The sequence below is a fragment of the Enterobacter cloacae complex sp. 2021EL-01169 genome, from assembly GCF_020733125.1.
GTDB lineage: Bacteria > Pseudomonadota > Gammaproteobacteria > Enterobacterales > Enterobacteriaceae > Enterobacter > Enterobacter roggenkampii.
In genome coordinates this window covers 1-17918 of the sequence record NZ_JAJFTC010000006.1, presented here as the reverse complement: position 1 = coordinate 17918, position 17918 = coordinate 1, and the positions used below count along the sequence as shown (strand labels likewise).

Below are 17918 nucleotides of genomic sequence, written 5' to 3'. Positions count from 1 at the left end.
AAGCAATGTCAATTATGCGCTACGGCGCAGCATGCCCTGCTTTTTCAGCCACACCAGCAGGATCGAAATCGCCGCCGGGGTCACGCCCGAGATGCGGGATGCCTGACCGATCGACACCGGTTTGTGATCGTTCAGCTTGGCGATCACTTCGTTGGAAAGGCCCGTCACCTGGCGGTAGTCCAGCATTTCCGGCAGCAGCGTGTTTTCGTTACGCTGCTGTTTTTCGATCTCATCCTGCTGACGGGCGATGTAACCTTCGTACTTCACCTGGATCTCGACCTGCTCTGCCGCTTCAGCGTCTTCCAGGCCCGGCGCGAACGCGGTCAGTTTGACCAGGTTCTCGTAGGTGACTTCTGGACGGCGCAGCAGATCTTCACCGCTGGCTTCGCGCGACAGCGGCGCGGTTAAGTGAGCGTTCACTTCAGCAGCGGTTTCCGCCTGCGGATTCACCCATGTGGTTTTCAGACGCTGACGTTCCTGCTCAATGCGCTCCAGCTTCTCGTTGAAGCGCGCCCAGCGCTCGTCATCGACCAGACCCAGCTCGCGGCCCATTTCGGTCAGACGCAGGTCGGCGTTATCTTCACGCAGCATCAGGCGATATTCCGCGCGAGAGGTAAACATACGGTACGGTTCTTTGGTACCCAGCGTGCAGAGATCGTCAACCAGCACGCCCAGATAAGCTTGAGAACGCGCCGGAGCCCAGCCCTCTTTCTCAGCAGAGAAGCGCGCGGCGTTCAGACCGGCAAGCAGGCCCTGTGCAGCCGCTTCTTCGTAGCCGGTGGTGCCGTTAATCTGACCCGCGAAGAACAGACCGTGGATGAATTTGCTCTCCAGGGTCGGCTTCAGGTCACGCGGATCGAAGAAATCGTACTCAATAGCGTAGCCAGGGCGAACGATTTTTGCGTTCTCCATGCCCTGCATTGAGCGAACAATTTGCATCTGTACGTCGAACGGCAGGCTGGTGGAGATGCCGTTCGGGTAAATTTCGTTTGAGGTCAACCCTTCCGGCTCCAGGAAGATCTGGTGCTGGTTGCGATCGGCAAAGCGCATCACTTTGTCTTCGATCGACGGGCAGTAGCGTGGACCGATCCCTTCGATCACGCCAGCGTACATCGGGCTGCGATCGAGGTTATTGCGGATCACGTCATGGGTTTTCTCGTTGGTGTGCGTGATGTAGCACGGCACCTGCTGCGGATGCTGTGCCGCATTGCCCATAAACGAGAAGACCGGCATTGGGTTATCACCGTGCTGTTGCGCCAGCACGCTGAAATCAATGGTGCGCGCATCAATACGCGGCGGCGTGCCGGTTTTCAGGCGGCTGACGCGCAGCGGCAGCTCGCGCAGACGGCGAGATAATGGGATAGACGGCGGATCGCCAGCACGGCCGCCGCTGTAGTTATCCAGACCAATATGAATTTTACCGTCAAGGAAGGTACCCACGGTCAACACCACGGCTTTGGCGCGGAATTTGAGGCCCATCTGGGTCACGGCGCCCACGACGCGATCGTTCTCAACGATAAGATCTTCAACCGCCTGCTGGAAGATCATCAGGTTCGGCTGGTTCTCCAGCGCGGTACGTACCGCCTGGCGATAAAGTACGCGGTCTGCCTGAGCACGGGTCGCACGCACAGCGGGGCCTTTACTGGCGTTTAGTATCCTAAACTGAATGCCTGCGTGATCGATCGCCTTCGCCATCAGGCCGCCAAGTGCATCCACTTCTTTTACCAGGTGTCCTTTCCCAATGCCGCCAATCGCCGGATTACAGGACATTTGTCCCAGCGTGTCGATATTGTGTGTCAAAAGCAGGGTCTGCTGACCCATTCGCGCTGCGGCCATTGCGGCCTCAGTGCCTGCGTGACCCCCGCCAATGATGATGACGTCAAAAGGATCCTGATAAAACATGGTGGTCTGCCTCGCGTAAAGCGGTAAGAAAATGGATTGAAGCCCGGGCCGTGGATTCTACTCAACTTTAGTCTTTCGAGAAAGCATTGGGATCCTGGGCTATTAAAAAGAAGATCTTTTTATTTAGAGATCTGTTCTATTGTGATCTCTTATTAGGATCGCGAACCCGTGTGGATAAGTCCGATCTCATAAAGAAGATCATGCAGTTAGAAAGGATCGTTTGCTGTGAATGATCGGTGATCCTGGGCCGTATAAGCTGGGATCAGATCGCGACTTTATACACAGGCTAAAAACTGCGCTACGGTTGTTCTTTGGATAACTACGGGTTAATACGAGCTTTTAACCAGAGTTATCCACATCTGTTCGCGCGATCTTTAATCGTTTTTGAGTAATTTTTTCCATTCCGCGAGCCAGATCTCGGCTGGATCCTCCGGAATGTCATGATCGAGGATGTTGATCTTGAGCGTTTCACCCAGCTGTTTTGCTCCGCAGGAGGTCACAGCGGCTTCGACTTTCTCTATTGCCCCGCAAAAGGTGTCATATTCACGACTGCCGATCCCCACTGCGCCAAAACGGACGTTTGACAGGTCGGGCTGCTGTTCCAGCAGTTCATCATATAAAGGTTGCAGGTTATCCGGCAGATCGCCCGCGCCGTGCGTGGAGGTGATCAGCAGCCAGACCCCGTCAGTCGGGAGATCTTCCAGCAACGGGCCGTGCAGGGTTTCCGTGGAAAAGCCCGCCTCTTCCAGCTTTTCAGCCAGATGTTCCGCTACGTATTCCGCACCGCCAAGGGTGCTGCCGCTGATAAGGGTAATGTCCGCCATTGATCGCTCGCTCAGATAAAGAGACGGCCATTGTACGCTGTGAACGAGTTGGGATCTACCTGTGGAAAATGTGGGAATGAATTTGCCCGATCACGGGCGGATGGTACGCATGATCGGGTTTTGCAGGGAGATCAGTGTCTCGGTGGACTGAATTTCATCGATTGTTTGGATCTTGTTGATAAGTACCTGCTGAAGGGCGTCGATGGAGCGGCACATGACCTTAATAAAGATGCTGTAGTGCCCGGTGGTGTAGTACGCCTCGGTGACTTCATCCAGCGCGTTCAGTTTCGCCAGGGCGGAAGGGTAGTCTTTGGCGCTTTTTAGAATGATGCCGATGAAGCAGCAGACGTCGTAACCCAGCTGCTTCGGGCTGACGTCAATGCGCGCGCCGGTAATGATCCCCGCCTGCTTCATCTTCTCTACGCGAACGTGAATGGTTCCCGGGCTGACGCCAAACTGTTTCGCCAGTTCGGCGTAGGCGGTACGGGCATTGGCCATTAACGCCTCCAGAATGCCGCGGTCGAGATTGTCGATCTGATAATTTTCCATAGCTTTTTCTTATGAAGATTAATGAATCACTCTATTCTAGCGCCTTATTTTATCGAATCAAAAGTGAAGGCGGCTTTTTGTTGATGGGTTATTGAATAAGGTGCCATTTCTGTTGCTTAATCAATATCAACAGGACGCAGGAGTATAAATAATGAAAACCGCTTACATCGCAAAACAACGCCAGATCAGTTTCGTAAAATCCCATTTTTCCCGCCAGCTGGAAGAGAAGCTTGGGCTGATTGAAGTCCAGGCCCCGATCCTCAGCCGCGTGGGTGACGGGACGCAGGATAACCTCTCTGGATGCGAAAAAGCGGTACAGGTAAAAGTGAAAACGCTGCCAGACGCCCAGTTCGAAGTGGTTCATTCACTGGCGAAGTGGAAGCGTCAGACCCTGGGACAACATGACTTCAGCGCGGGCGAAGGGCTCTACACGCACATGAAAGCCCTTCGCCCCGATGAAGACCGCCTGTCTCCCATTCATTCCGTTTACGTTGACCAGTGGGACTGGGAGCGCGTGATGGGCGATGGTGAGCGCCACGTTGGCACGCTGAAGTCTACCGTTGAGGCGATCTACGCCGGGATCAAAGCGACCGAAGCGGCCGTAAGCAAAGCGTTTGGTCTGCCGCCGTTCCTGCCGGAAACGATCCACTTTGTACACAGCCAGGAATTGCTGACCCGTTTCCCGGATCTGGATGCCAAAGGCCGCGAGCGGGCGATCGCCAAAGAGCTCGGGGCGGTGTTCCTGATTGGGATCGGCGGCAAACTGTCTGATGGCAAACGCCACGACGTTCGTGCGCCGGATTATGATGACTGGAGCACCACCGGTGAGGGCGAATTTGCCGGGCTGAACGGCGATATTCTGGTCTGGAACCCGGTGCTGGAAGACGCATTCGAGCTTTCTTCTATGGGGATCCGCGTGGATGCTGACGCGCTGAAGCGCCAGCTGGCGGTGACTGGAGATGAAGATCGTCTCAAACTGGAGTGGCACCAGGCGCTGCTGCGTGGGGAAATGCCGCAGACGATTGGCGGCGGTATCGGCCAGTCCCGTCTGACCATGCTGCTGCTACAGCTGCCCCATATTGGTCAGGTGCAGTGTGGCGTCTGGCCGCAGCAGGTGCGTGAAAGCGTCGGTTCTCTTCTGTAATTAACGCTGCCAGCGTCTGAGCAGGCGGCTACGCAACCCGGTATCAAAGCGCCAGATATGATCGAAGATGCGCATGATGCCGGGTTTTCCATGGGCGGACATCGCCACCGCATGAAAACGGTGCTGATGCACACGCTGTAATTCCTTCACTTTATTGACCACGTCATCCGGCAGCCGCTGGGCAATAAAATCGGATATCACTACCGCGTCAGCGTCATACCAGTCGCCGCCCTGCATCCGCTCTACGATGCTGCGAAAACAGCTGGCCAGATCGGTTCCGCCGCGAAAGCGTTGGCTCAGGAAGCGGATTGCCTGCTCGATCCCCTGCTGGTTCGTCAGCTCATAGCCCACGACTTCGCTGGAGAACAGCATGATGAAGCAGCGGCGGCGATCGGCGAGCGCCACGCGCATCAGCGCCAGACAGAACGCCTTTGCACACTGCTCGTTAAACCCGCCCATGGAGCCGGACGTATCCACGCAGACAATAAATGGCCCGCGCGGCTGCTCGTCAAAATCCTGATGAATGACCGGCCGCTGGCTGACTTTCTCGCGCCAGGCTTCGCCGTGCAGCCGGTAGGTGAGGAGCTGTTTTTCCACCAGCCGACGGTAAAACTCGTACTCCAGCTCGGTCATCCCGAGCGTGCTCAGCTCCGTGGGCAGCAGGCGCAGAATATCATCGCTCTGCTGGAGCCCGTCGACCTGCTCTGGAACGGTGGCCGGCTCACGCACCAGGGTGCGGAAGGTTTCCATCGGGGCGTCTTTCTTTGGAACCGACTTTGCCTCCCTTGAACGTCCCAGCTGTTCTGCAAGCTTCATCAGCTCGGGCTGCTGCGCCAGAAAATCGCCGTACTTGACGATCAGCTGATAGTCCCCGCGCCGGAGCTGGCCGGCGCTCATATCCCAGAGACGCCCTGCCGCGTTCTCATTTTCCACCAGCACCTGCTCAAGCTGGCCGCTTAAGGTCATGCGTTCCTGAACTTCACTGAGCAGCTGCTCGCGCTCTTCATCCAGCAACTGCTGGTTTAGCGTCGTGGCCTGCACCACCAGGCTGAGGCGCCAGCGCTGTAAAAAGAGGGTGTGCAGTGCGGGAGTGAACGTGGCGTTGTCCGTGACCAGCCCCCGGGCCTGGCTGGCAAACGGGGAGTGGACCTTGTCGAGCAACGTCAGGGTTTGCGGAAGCTGGACGATAAACTGCGACGTGGAAAGTCGCTGGCACTGCTGATAGCAGGCCACTTCTTCCGTTAACTCAGGGGGGACTTCGGTCTCTTTAAACCGTTGACGCAGGTTATCCCGCCAGCGCGGAAGATCGTCGGTCATCGCCTTTTTGAGCTTCGGAAATTTTTCAAAGAAGGCCGCCAGCTGCGGTGAAGCCAGAAGGGTGATCACCACTTCTTCGATCAACCCTTCCTCGCTGACGGCCAGCATGACGTTAAGCGTATCCAGGGTTAGCATTGACGCGCCTGTTTGATCTGCGCGCTGACGTCCTGCAGGCTGGCTTCGATGCGGCCTAACCAGTCGCTATGGATAAAGAGGCATTTTTGCTGCTCGCTAAAGCGGGTGTGCTGCTGGTGCCATTCGGTGTCCAGCGCGTCCAGCTGCTGCTTAATCTCTTCGGGGACGCTCTCAGAGGCGGTTCCCGGAAGCGCAAGACGCGAGCCCTGCAGGCTGACGTCGCGGATCACCAGGTGCTGGCTGCTGTCCACTTCCATGGTCAGCGGCTGCGCGAAACCGATGCCGTTGAGCTTTCCACGGATCTCTCCACCCTTATCCAGCCACTGCGCCAGCGTCTCGCGCTCAATCGTCACGTGCACCACCTGCATATCATGCAGCTTGAGCGGCTGCTGAAGCAGCAGGGTCAGCGTCGGGCTGGTGAGTTCAGGGGGTAATTCATAGTGCGGTTTGCGGGCGAACATCCCCCCCAGGCGATTCACTTTCAGCGCGGTTTTATCACTTTGCTGCTGCTGAAGCTGGATGCGCCGCTGGGCAATCGCCCCCAGTTGGTTGAGCATCGCCTGCTGTCCCCAGGCGTGTCCGGTCATCAAAACGTCGAGCTGCTGCTGCATCAGATTCATGCCTTCCGCGTCGTGCCAGAGGCAGTCTTTCAGCAGGATCAGATCGATGGGCGCAACGGCATCGCGACCGCTGAACAGGGCGCTGGCCTGCAGCAGGCGGATCGCTTTTTTCCAGCGGCGATCGGAGACATAGGGGGCAGAGGGCAGTAAATCAAGCTGCTGGCGCAGCATGAAGATCAGCTCGAAGACGGAATCAGGCAGCTTAATTTTACCGATCTCTTCCTGCCACTGGTAATACTCCTCGTCTGATACCTGCAATGACGCTGCTACCGGGTTCTCGTTCTCATCCTGCTGGCTGACCAGCATGGAACGGAAATTGGACTTATCCTGCACTTTGTCCAGCCACAGGCGGATCAGCATACGGTCATACAGCGCTTCCAGGCTGCTGTCGGCTTCAGGCAGTTCGTTTGAGGCGGCCACCAGCAGGCGCATCGGGATTTTCTCTTCACTGGCGCCGTTGCGGAACCGACGTTCGTTTATCGCCGTGAGCAGGGTGTTCAGAATGGCCGGGCCGGCTTTCCAGATCTCATCAAGGAAGACAATTTCTGCCTCAGGCAGATACCCCGCTGTCAGGCGCTCGTAGCGTCCTTCATCTTTCAGCGCCTGAATGGAAAGGGGGCCAAACACCTCTTCCGGGGTGGAAAAGCGGGTCATCAGGTATTCAAACGCGCGGGCGTTCTTAAAAGCAAACTTAAGCCTGCGGGCAATCAGGCTTTTGGCGATGCCCGGCGGCCCAAGCAGAAACACGCTTTCACCGCTCAATGCTGCCAGTAAACACAGGCGAATGGCGTGGCTACGCTCGAAAAGGCCTTTCTCCAGCGCGCTGCTGAGGCGGGAAATTCTTTCTGCTAATAAATGTGAGTGAGCCATAATAGTTTTGCATCCTTTCGCCGTCGTGGCGGCCAATTGAAGCGAGTATAGACGTTTCAGTCAGGGCTGGTAATAGGCTGAAGTGCGGCGCAATTTTCTTTGCGCTACATTAATGCGGTTGCATTTAGGGGTACGATTTTGCAATGAATCGTGCATACTGTGCGCTTTTTGTGGGCCAAGGGACCAGGAACACATTTGTTATTTAAACGAAAAGACTAGTCTATGAGCACTGATAATAAGCAATCATTACCCGCAATTACGCTTGCGGCGATCGGGGTTGTCTACGGTGATATTGGCACCAGCCCGCTTTATACGCTTCGTGAATGTTTGTCCGGCCAGTTTGGCTTTGGTGTTGAGCGCGATGCCGTGTTTGGCTTCCTGTCCCTCATCTTCTGGCTGCTGATTCTGGTCGTTTCCGTTAAGTATCTCTCCTTCGTTATGCGCGCTGATAACGCGGGCGAAGGCGGTATCCTGACCCTGATGTCCCTTGCAGGGCGCAACACCTCCGCCAGAATGACCTCCGTGCTGGTGATTATCGGCCTGATTGGCGGCAGCTTCTTCTATGGAGAGGTGGTTATCACGCCCGCGATTTCGGTCCTCTCGGCGATAGAGGGGCTGGAGATCATCGCGCCACAGCTTGATACGTGGGTGGTCCCGCTGGCGATAATCGTGTTGACGCTGCTGTTTGTGATCCAGAAGCACGGTACCGGGCTGGTGGGAAAACTGTTTGCACCGATTATGCTGGCCTGGTTCCTGATCCTGGCGGCGCTCGGTTTACGCAGCATTATCGCGAACCCGGAAGTGCTGCATGCGCTGAACCCATACTGGGCCGTGCATTTCTTCCTCGAATACAAAGTAGTTTCCTTCGTGGCGCTGGGGGCGGTCGTGCTCTCCATCACCGGTGTGGAAGCGCTGTATGCGGATATGGGTCACTTCGGAAAGCTGCCTATCCGCGTGGCCTGGTTTTTGGTTGTGCTGCCGTCGCTGGTGCTCAACTACTTCGGCCAGGGCGCGCTGTTGCTCAAAAACCCGGAGGCGATCAAGAACCCGTTCTTCCTGCTGGCACCTGACTGGGCGCTGGTGCCGATGCTGATCCTGGCGACGCTGGCGACCGTCATTGCCTCTCAGGCGGTGATTTCCGGCGTGTTTTCTCTGACGCGCCAGGCCGTGCGTCTGGGGTATCTCTCACCGATGCGCATCATTCATACCTCAGAGATGGAGTCGGGCCAGATCTACATCCCGTTCGTTAACTGGCTGCTCTACTTCGCTGTTGTGATTGTGATTGTCAGCTTCGAGCACTCCAGCAACCTGGCGGCGGCGTACGGTATTGCGGTAACCGGCACCATGGTGCTGACATCGCTTCTCTCCACCACGGTGGCGTACCGTAACTGGCACTGGAATAAATTCCTCGTGGCGATGATTCTGGTGGGCTTCCTGTGTATTGACGTGCCGCTGTTCTCTGCGAACCTCGACAAGATTGTCTCCGGCGGCTGGCTGCCGCTGACGCTGGGGCTGGTGATGTTCATCGTCATGACCACCTGGAAAAGCGAGCGCTTCCGCCTGCTGCGCCGTATGCATGAGCACGGGAATTCTCTGGAGGCGATGATCGCTTCGCTGGAGAAATCCCCGCCGGTCCGCGTGCCCGGCACCGCGGTGTACATGTCTCGCGCCCTGAACGTGATCCCGTTCGCGCTGATGCATAACCTCAAGCACAACAAAGTGCTGCACGAGCGCGTGATCCTGCTGACGCTGCGCACCGAAGATGCGCCATATGTTCACAACGTACGCCGCGTGCAGATTGAGCAGCTCTCCCCGACCTTCTGGCGCGTGGTGGCAAGCTACGGCTGGCGCGAAACGCCGAACGTGGAAGAGGTGTTCCACCGCTGCGGTCTGGAAGGCTTAAGCTGCCGGATGATGGAGACGTCGTTCTTTATGTCCCACGAGTCGCTGATCATCGGTAAGCGCCCGTGGTACCTGCGCCTGCGCGGTAAGCTGTATCTCATCCTGCAGCGTAACGCCCTGCGCGCTCCTGACCAGTTTGAGATCCCGCCTAACCGCGTGATAGAGCTGGGTACGCAGGTCGAGATTTAAGTCCTTTCGAAAATGCCGGGTGGCGCTGCGCTTACCCGGCCTACCAAACCCGTAGGCCCGTGCAAGCGAAGCGCCGCAGGGCAATTTCTCCCATCAATATTTCACTTAGCGAAACGTTTCGACGTCGATCACAAATCTGTTACGTCATGGTGGTTTTCTGAACATTTCTGGCGCTACACTCCTTTTAGCGAAACGTTTCGCTAGTGGAGCAAGAAAATGAAGAAAGGCACTGTACTCAACTCAGAAATCTCGTCGGTTATTTCCCGTCTTGGGCATACCGATACGCTGGTGGTTTGCGATGCAGGCTTACCGGTTCCGCGCAGCACAACCCGTATTGATATGGCGTTAACGCAGGGTGTTCCTTCGTTTATGCAGGTACTGGACGTGGTGACCGCGGAGATGCAGGTTGAGGCGGCTATTCTCGCGGCGGAAATCAAACAACATAATCCGCAGCTCCACGAAACGTTGCTCAGCCATCTTGAGCAGCTGCAACAACACCAGGGAAACACCATCGAAATTCGTTACACAACGCACGAACAATTCAAACAACAAACCGCAGACAGTCAGGCGGTGATTCGCAGCGGGGAGTGTTCCCCGTATGCGAATATCATTCTCTGTGCTGGCGTCACCTTCTGAGGCCATCATGGACGCATTACTGCAACTCAAAGGGATCGATAAGTCGTTCCCGGGCGTAAAAGCCCTCTCCGGCGCGGCGCTGAACGTTTACCCCGGGCGCGTAATGGCGCTGGTGGGCGAAAACGGCGCCGGCAAATCCACCATGATGAAAGTGCTGACCGGTATCTATCAACGCGATGCCGGTTCGCTCCTCTGGCTGGGTAAAGAGACCACCTTTAACGGCCCGAAATCTTCTCAGGAAGCGGGTATCGGCATTATTCACCAGGAGCTGAACCTGATCCCGCAGCTCACCATTGCGGAGAACATCTTCCTCGGCCGTGAGTTCGTGAATCGCTTCGGTAAGATCGACTGGAAAACCATGTACGCCGAAGCCGACAAGCTGCTGGCGAAGCTGAACCTGCGCTTTAAGAGCGACCGGCTGGTCGGCGATCTCTCCATCGGCGATCAGCAGATGGTGGAAATCGCGAAGGTGCTGAGCTTTGAGTCGAAGGTCATCATTATGGATGAACCGACCGACGCCCTGACCGATACCGAAACCGAATCCCTGTTCCGCGTTATCCGCGAGCTGAAATCACAGGGGCGCGGGATTGTCTATATCTCTCACCGCATGAAAGAGATCTTTGAAATCTGCGATGACGTCACCGTCTTCCGCGACGGGCAGTTTATTGCCGAGCGAGAAGTGGCCACGCTGACGGAAGATACGCTCATCGAAATGATGGTGGGACGCAAGCTTGAAGATCAGTATCCGCATCTGGATAAAGCGCCGGGTGAGATCCGCCTGAAGGTGGATAACCTCTGCGGCCCGGGTGTGAACGACGTGACCTTTACCCTGCGCCAGGGCGAGATCCTGGGCGTGGCGGGCCTGATGGGCGCGGGACGTACCGAGCTGATGAAAGTGTTGTACGGCGCACTGCCGCGCACCAGCGGTTATGTCACCCTCGACGGCCATGAAGTGGTCACCCGCTCCCCGCAGGATGGTCTGGCGAACGGCATCGTCTATATCTCCGAAGACCGCAAACGCGACGGCTTAGTGCTGGGCATGTCGGTAAAAGAGAACATGTCCCTGACCGCGCTGCGCTATTTCAGCCGCAGCGGCGGCAGCCTGAAGCATAAAGACGAGCAGCAGGCGGTCAGCGATTTTATCCGTCTCTTTAATGTTAAAACGCCGTCGATGGAGCAGGCGATTGGCCTGTTGTCCGGCGGGAATCAGCAGAAAGTGGCGATTGCTCGCGGGCTGATGACGCGCCCGAAAGTGTTGATCCTCGATGAGCCAACCCGCGGCGTGGACGTGGGGGCGAAGAAAGAGATCTATCAGCTGATTAACCAGTTCAAGGCCGACGGTCTGAGCATCATTCTGGTCTCTTCCGAGATGCCAGAAGTATTGGGCATGAGCGATCGCATTATCGTCATGCATGAAGGGCATCTCGGCGGTGAATTCACTCGCGAGCAGGCCACCCAGGAAGTTCTGATGGCTGCCGCTGTGGGCAAGCTTAATCGCGTGAATCAGGAGTAAGAAGATGACTACCCAGGCTGTTTCTGGTCGCCGCTATTTCACAAAGGCGTGGCTGATGGAACAAAAATCGCTCATTGCCCTGCTGGTGCTGATCGCGATTGTGTCGACCATGAGCCCGAATTTCTTCACCGTAAATAACCTGTTCAACATTCTGCAGCAGACGTCGGTGAACGCCATTATGGCGGTCGGCATGACGCTGGTGATTTTGACCTCAGGGATCGATCTGTCCGTCGGTTCCCTGCTGGCCCTCACCGGCGCGATCGCCGCTTCGCTGGTCGGGATTGAAGTCAACGCGCTGGTGGCCGTGGCCGCGGCCCTGGCGGCAGGCGCGGCGATTGGTGCCGTCACCGGCGTGATTGTGGCAAAAGGCCGCGTTCAGGCGTTCATCGCGACGCTGGTGATGATGCTGCTGCTGCGCGGTGTGACCATGGTGTATACCAACGGCAGCCCGGTCAATACCGGCTTCACCGATAACGCCGATCTGTTTGGCTGGTTCGGTATCGGTCGCCCGCTGGGTGTCCCGACCCCGGTCTGGATCATGGCTATCGTCTTCCTGGCGGCGTGGTACATGCTGCACCATACCCGTCTGGGTCGTTATATCTATGCGCTGGGCGGTAACGAAGCGGCAACGCGCTTGTCCGGGATTAGCGTTAATAAAGTCAAAGTTATCGTGTACTCCCTGTGCGGTCTGCTGGCGTCACTGGCGGGCATCATCGAAGTGGCGCGCCTCTCTTCCGCGCAGCCGACGGCGGGTACGGGGTATGAGCTGGATGCTATTGCAGCAGTGGTTCTGGGCGGTACGAGTCTGGCGGGCGGTAAAGGTCGCATTGTTGGGACATTGATCGGCGCACTGATTCTCGGTTTCCTGAATAATGGTTTGAATTTGTTAGGTGTTTCCTCCTATTACCAGATGATCGTTAAGGCAGTGGTGATTTTGCTGGCGGTACTGGTAGACAACAAAAAACAGTAACTGACGACACTACAGGACATCTTAGATATGAACATGAAAAAACTGGCTACCCTGGTTTCTGCTGTCGCGCTGAGCGCAACCGTAAGTGCTAACGCCATGGCGAAAGATACCATCGCGCTGGTTGTCTCTACCCTGAACAACCCGTTCTTCGTCTCCCTGAAGGATGGAGCGCAGAAAGAAGCCGATAAACTGGGCTACAACCTGGTGGTACTGGATTCACAGAACAACCCGGCGAAAGAGCTGGCTAACGTTCAGGACTTAACCGTTCGTGGTACCAAAATTCTGCTGATCAACCCAACCGATTCCGATGCCGTAGGCAACGCCGTGAAGATGGCAAACCAGGCGAAGATCCCGGTGATCACTCTGGACCGTCAGGCAACGAAAGGCGACGTGGTGAGCCATATCGCATCTGACAACGTGCTGGGCGGCAAAATTGCGGGTGACTATATCGCGAAGAAAGCCGGTGAAGGCGCTAAAGTCATCGAACTGCAGGGGATTGCCGGTACGTCTGCCGCCCGCGAGCGTGGCGAAGGCTTCCAGCAGGCGGTTGCAGCGCACAAATTCAACGTGTTGGCCAGCCAGCCGGCAGACTTCGACCGTACTAAAGGTCTGAACGTCATGCAGAACCTGCTGACCGCACATCCTGACGTGCAGGCGGTATTCGCGCAGAACGACGAAATGGCGCTGGGTGCGCTGCGCGCTCTGCAGACTGCAGGTAAATCTGATGTGATGGTTGTCGGATTTGACGGCACGCCGGATGGTGAAAAAGCAGTAAATGATGGCAAACTGGCTGCGACCATCGCTCAGCTGCCTGAGCAGATTGGCGCGACTGGCGTGCAAACTGCCGATAAAGTGCTGAAGGGCGAAAAAGTTCAGGCCAAATATCCTGTTGACCTGAAACTGGTCATTAAGCAGTAAAGGCGATTCAGGCAGTCGCTGGCTGCCTGAGGGACACCAAATAAAAGAAAAGTGTGGCATACGCCACCGGGTAATACCGGTGGCGCTCTCAGATGGACACCTCAATACATGAAAACCGCAGGCAACCTCGTCGTCCTTGGCAGTATCAATGCCGATCACATTCTTAACCTTGAATCGTTCCCTGCACCGGGCGAAACCGTCACGGGCAACCAGTATCAGGTCGCATTCGGCGGTAAAGGGGCAAACCAGGCCGTCGCTGCCGGTCGCAGCGGGGCGAATATTGCGTTTATCGCCTGCACGGGTGATGACGATACCGGCGAGCGCGTACGCAAGCAGCTGGCGAGCGACAACATCGATATCGCACCGGTCAGCGTTGTTGCAGGGGAATCTACCGGCGTGGCGCTGATTTTCGTCAACGCAGAAGGTGAGAATGTCATCGGTATTCATGCTGGCGCTAACGCAGCGCTGACGACGGAGCGCGTGGAAGCGCAACGTGCAATCATTGGCGGCGCCGAGGCCCTGCTGATGCAGCTGGAGTCGCCGGTTGAAAGCGTGCTGGCCGCGGCCAAAATTGCGCATGAAAATCATACCACTGTCGTACTTAACCCGGCTCCAGCCCGTGTATTATCAGACGAGCTGCTGGCGCTGGTGGATATCATCACGCCGAACGAAACCGAAGCCGAAAAGCTGACGGGCATTCGCGTTGAAAACGATGACGATGCCGCGAGAGCCGCGCGTGCGCTGCACGACAAAGGCATCGGAACCGTGATCATCACCCTGGGCAGCCGTGGGGTATGGGCAAGCGTAAACGGTGAAGGCCGTCGCGTGCCGGGCTTTAAGGTGAAGGCGATTGATACCATCGCAGCGGGAGACACCTTCAATGGTGCGCTGGTGACCGCGCTGCTGGAAGGCAAGAAAATGGATGATGCGATCCGCTTCGCGCATGCCGCTGCCGCGATTGCGGTGACGCGCAAGGGCGCTCAGCCTTCCGTTCCGTGGCGTAAAGAGATCGATGAATTCTTAAGTCAGCAGGAGTAACGCTTGGCCACAATGAAAGATGTCGCCCGCCTGGCGGGCGTTTCTACCTCGACGGTGTCTCACGTCATTAATAACGATCGCTTCGTCAGCGAGGCGATTCGGGAAAAAGTCGAAGCGGCAGTAAAAGATCTCAACTATGCGCCGTCTGCACTGGCGCGCAGCCTTAAGCTCAACCAGACGCGTACGATCGGTATGCTGATCACCGCCAGTACCAACCCCTTTTATTCTGAGCTGGTTCGCGGCGTGGAGCGCAGCTGCTTCGAGCGTGGCTACAGCCTGGTGCTGTGCAATACCGAAGGGGACGAGCAGCGCATGAACCGTAACCTGGAAACGCTGATGCAAAAACGCGTCGACGGGCTACTGCTGCTGTGTACCGAAACGCACCAGCCTTCGAAAGAGATTATCCAGCGTTATCCCTCCATTCCCACGGTGATGATGGACTGGGCGCCGTTCGACGGCACCAGCGATCTCATTCAGGATAATTCTCTGCTGGGGGGCGATATGGCCACTCAGTATTTGATCGATAAAGGCTATACCCGCATTGCCTGCATTACCGGTCCGCTGGACAAAACCCCGGCGCGTTTGCGTCTGGAAGGATATCTCGCCGCGATGGCGCGGGCGGGACTTTCCGTGCCGGAAGGGTATCGTATTACCGGTGATTTTGAGTTTCACGGTGGTTTTGAAGCGATGCAGACGCTGCTGGCGCAACCGCAGCGTCCGCAGGCGGTGTTTATCGGCAACGACGCCATGGCGTTTGGCGCCTATCAGGCGTTATATCAGGCCGGTTTGCGCGTTCCCCATGATATGGCGGTAATCGGCTACGATGATATCGAGCTGGCCAGCTATATGACGCCGCCGCTCACCACCATTCATCAGCCAAAAGATGAACTGGGCGAGCTGGCCATCGATGTGTTGATCCACCGAATGGCTCAGCCCACGCTGCAGCAGCAGCGCCTACAGCTTACTCCTGTTCTGATGGAACGCGGTTCGGTTTAGCTTTCTCTTTGTGACGCTCTTTAATCAGGTTTCGGCCGTCTTTCGGTTTTAACAGCATAAAGACCAGCGCTGAAACGACGGTGAGTGCGCCCATGGTGATAAAGGTATAGTGGAACTGCTCGACGGTGTTCGCGCTGTCGAAACCTTCATAAAACCGCAGTACCGCCGCACTCACGGCAACCCCTAAACTGATCGACAACTGCTGGGTGACTGCCAGCACGCTGTTGCCGCTACTGGCGTTCTCGTCGGTCAGATCCGCAAGGGTGATGGTGTTCATCGATGTGAACTGCGTCGACATCGCCATGCCCAGCACAAACAGCGGCAGGATCAGCATCCAGACGGGAAGCGAGGCGGACTGCAGCGAGAACTGCGCAATCATCAGACCGATAAAGACCGTCACGCCAACCAGCGTTTTGCGATAGCCAAACCAGCGTAGCACCTGCGTCACGGTCGATTTTGCCAGAATCGATCCCATCGCCGTGGGCGCCATCATGCAGCCGGCAATCAGAGCCGGATAGCCGAAACCAACCTGCAGCATCAGCGGCATCAGGAACGGTACGCAGCCCGTCCCCAGACGCGAGGCAATGTTTCCCGCGATCCCGACGGAAAACGTTCGGGTGTTGAAGAGCCCAAGAGAGATTAACGGCGTCGGATGGCGGCGCGCATGACGTATATAAAGAAGGAAAAGCAGAATCCCGGCGAGGATAACGGAGAGCGCCATCCACGTCGCGACGATCTTCTCGCCAAACAGCTCCATCCCGCTGGAGAAGAGCACCAGGCTCAGGCCAAACAGGAAGAAGCCGCCCATATCGAAACTGCGCCTTGGCGTGGTGAAGTTCGGCATATATTTGCGGGCATACAGCAGCCCCGCTACGCCAATCGGAATATTAATCAGGAAGATCCAGTGCCAGCTTGCCCAGGTGACAAACACGCCACCGAGTACCGGGCCAAGTATCGGCCCTACCAAACCCGGCATGGTGACGAAGTTAAGCACGGGAAGCAGTTCGCTTCGCGGGTAGGCTCGCAGCAGGGCAAGACGCGCCACGGGCATCATCATCGCACCGCCAATGCCCTGTAATACGCGGAAGATAACCAGCTCCGTTAAGGACGAGGAGAGCGCACAGGCCAGCGAACCGAGCGTAAAGAGCGTTACGGCCAGCATGAAAACTCTGCGGGTGCCGAAGCGGTCGGCCAGCCAGCCGCTAACAGGGATCAGCATCGCGACCGTCAGGGTATAGCTGATGATGGCGGACTGCATCGCCAGCGGGGAACGGTTGAGGCTTTGCGCAATAGCGGGAAGCGCGGTGTTGAGGATGGTGGCATCCAGTGCCTGCATAAAAAACGCCATGGCTGCAATCCACGGCAATCCGGCCATGCTGCGCGCTTTTTTCTTTGTCATTTATTTACCTGCTGGTGGGTTGGCGCTGCCAGCAATGCCTGGCACGCACTCAGGGCTCGCTGGCCGTCGCTTTCCTGAATGGCATCCACTATCGCCTGGTGCCATTCCAGTTTTACCACGTCGTCTTGTGTAATAGAGGTAAAGTAAGTGTGGTACACCGAATGGAATAACGAGGCAAAAGAGGTGAGGAACGGATTGGCGCTCATCATATAGATATGTTCATGCCAGGCCATATCGACCTCAACCCAGCGTTCGCGGTTGAAGTGTTTTTTCAGGAACACCATCTCTTCCATCAACGCGTTAAGCTGCGCTTTCTGCTCTGCTGTTCCAAGCGTGGCAGCAAGCAGACATGCCTGAGGCTCAAGGCTACTGCGCATTACCAGAAAGTGATCGATAACCTGATGAAAGTTGTCTTCCGTCATCCACCAGGAGAGCAGCTCCTGATCGAGAAAATTCCAGTTACTTTGTGGCATCACGCGTGTGCCAATACGAGGGCGCGGAAGCACCATACCTTTTGCCGTCAGGGTTTTCACCGCTTCGCGCACGGCGGTACGGCTCACCCCAAACTGCTCACCCAGCTCCATTTCACCCGGCAGGATGCTTCCCGGGGCATATTTACCCGCTAAAATCCGCTGAGCCAGCTTTTCGGCCAGCACATAAGACAGGTTTTTTTGGGCGGCCAGCTGTTGCGCGCTTAATGGCATCGCTTTTATTCCTTAAAGATTCATGCTGATAATTATGCCACCGCGAATGTGATTGTGGTTGCAGATACATCAAATAGAACAATTTGTAGCTTGATTTCACCTCTGTTGGTGAAAAAAAACGCGGATGAAAACTTTTTTTAAATTTCCTCTTGTCACGTCAGAATAACTCCCTATAATGCGCCTCCACTGACACGGAACAACGGCACACACGCCGCCGGGTCAGCAGAGAATAGCGAAAATAAACGCTTGACTCTGAAGCGGGAAAGCGTAATATGCACACCCCGCGCCGCAG

General features: G+C 56.4%; 15 protein-coding genes. 8 read left to right on the top strand and 7 right to left on the bottom strand.

Translation table 11 applies throughout. The features are described 5' to 3' along the window. Nucleotides 1-12 precede the first annotated feature (12 nt). The 3 genes from mnmG to asnC form a co-directional block, all read right to left on the bottom strand. Nucleotides 13-1902 carry a tRNA uridine-5-carboxymethylaminomethyl(34) synthesis enzyme MnmG gene (gene mnmG, locus LLF79_RS15675; protein ID WP_008500196.1) on the bottom strand — a complete coding sequence of 630 codons (1890 nt, stop codon included), beginning with the start codon at nucleotides 1900-1902 and terminating at the stop codon, nucleotides 13-15. A 374-nt stretch (nucleotides 1903-2276) separates the two neighbouring features. Next, nucleotides 2277-2726: an FMN-binding protein MioC gene (mioC, locus tag LLF79_RS15670; RefSeq protein WP_206805186.1), complete on the bottom strand. Its 450-nt coding sequence runs from the start codon at nucleotides 2724-2726 to the stop codon at nucleotides 2277-2279. Nucleotides 2727-2816: 90 nt separating this feature from the next. Beyond that, nucleotides 2817-3275: a transcriptional regulator AsnC gene (asnC, locus tag LLF79_RS15665; protein ID WP_008500198.1), complete on the bottom strand. Its 459-nt coding sequence runs from the start codon at nucleotides 3273-3275 to the stop codon at nucleotides 2817-2819. A 151-nt stretch (nucleotides 3276-3426) separates the two neighbouring features. Between asnC and asnA the strand changes: the two genes are divergently transcribed. After that, nucleotides 3427-4419, top strand: coding sequence for an aspartate--ammonia ligase (asnA, locus tag LLF79_RS15660; RefSeq protein WP_206805187.1), 993 nt, complete (start codon nucleotides 3427-3429; stop codon nucleotides 4417-4419). On the opposite strand, the gene viaA is transcribed toward asnA, so the two are convergent. Both viaA and ravA read right to left on the bottom strand, forming a co-directional pair. Further along, complete coding sequence (gene viaA, locus LLF79_RS15655) at nucleotides 4420-5871, bottom strand: ATPase RavA stimulator ViaA (protein ID WP_008500200.1); 1452 nt, start codon at nucleotides 5869-5871, stop codon at nucleotides 4420-4422. After that, nucleotides 5865-7361, bottom strand: coding sequence for an ATPase RavA (gene ravA / locus LLF79_RS15650; protein ID WP_063435645.1), 1497 nt, complete (start codon nucleotides 7359-7361; stop codon nucleotides 5865-5867). Before ravA ends, viaA begins: the two co-directional genes overlap by 7 nt. A gap of 222 nt (nucleotides 7362-7583) precedes the next feature. Between ravA and kup the strand changes: the two genes are divergently transcribed. From kup to rbsR, 7 genes are all read left to right on the top strand, one after another. Beyond that, nucleotides 7584-9452 (top strand): low affinity potassium transporter Kup, encoded by a 1869-nt coding sequence (gene kup, locus LLF79_RS15645; protein ID WP_021242659.1) that lies wholly within the window; start codon nucleotides 7584-7586, stop codon nucleotides 9450-9452. A 216-nt stretch (nucleotides 9453-9668) separates the two neighbouring features. Then, nucleotides 9669-10088, top strand: coding sequence for a D-ribose pyranase (gene rbsD, locus LLF79_RS15640; protein WP_008503495.1), 420 nt, complete (start codon nucleotides 9669-9671; stop codon nucleotides 10086-10088). A gap of 7 nt (nucleotides 10089-10095) precedes the next feature. Beyond that, the gene (rbsA, locus tag LLF79_RS15635; RefSeq protein ID WP_039024557.1) at nucleotides 10096-11601 is read left to right on the top strand and encodes a ribose ABC transporter ATP-binding protein RbsA; all 1506 of its coding nucleotides are present in this window, start codon (nucleotides 10096-10098) and stop codon (nucleotides 11599-11601) included. 4 nt (nucleotides 11602-11605) lie between these two features. Next, entirely contained in the window at nucleotides 11606-12571 is a 966-nt protein-coding gene (rbsC, locus tag LLF79_RS15630) for a ribose ABC transporter permease (protein WP_021242657.1), read from the top strand. 27 nt (nucleotides 12572-12598) lie between these two features. Continuing rightward, the gene (gene rbsB / locus LLF79_RS15625) at nucleotides 12599-13489 is read left to right on the top strand and encodes a ribose ABC transporter substrate-binding protein RbsB (RefSeq protein ID WP_003862397.1); all 891 of its coding nucleotides are present in this window, start codon (nucleotides 12599-12601) and stop codon (nucleotides 13487-13489) included. A 108-nt stretch (nucleotides 13490-13597) separates the two neighbouring features. Beyond that, nucleotides 13598-14527, top strand: coding sequence for a ribokinase (gene rbsK / locus LLF79_RS15620; protein ID WP_206805191.1), 930 nt, complete (start codon nucleotides 13598-13600; stop codon nucleotides 14525-14527). A gap of 3 nt (nucleotides 14528-14530) precedes the next feature. After that, entirely contained in the window at nucleotides 14531-15523 is a 993-nt protein-coding gene (rbsR, locus tag LLF79_RS15615) for a ribose operon transcriptional repressor RbsR (RefSeq protein ID WP_021242654.1), read from the top strand. On the opposite strand, the gene mdtD is transcribed toward rbsR, so the two are convergent. Beyond that, entirely contained in the window at nucleotides 15489-16922 is a 1434-nt protein-coding gene (mdtD, locus tag LLF79_RS15610; RefSeq protein ID WP_021242653.1) for a multidrug transporter subunit MdtD, read from the bottom strand. The two genes, rbsR and mdtD, sit on opposite strands and share 35 nt — an antisense overlap. Then, on the bottom strand, nucleotides 16919-17626 hold the full coding sequence (locus LLF79_RS15605; protein ID WP_021242652.1) for a FadR/GntR family transcriptional regulator: 708 nt from the start codon (nucleotides 17624-17626) through the stop codon (nucleotides 16919-16921). Before LLF79_RS15605 ends, mdtD begins: the two co-directional genes overlap by 4 nt. Nucleotides 17627-17918: the final 292 nt, after the last annotated feature.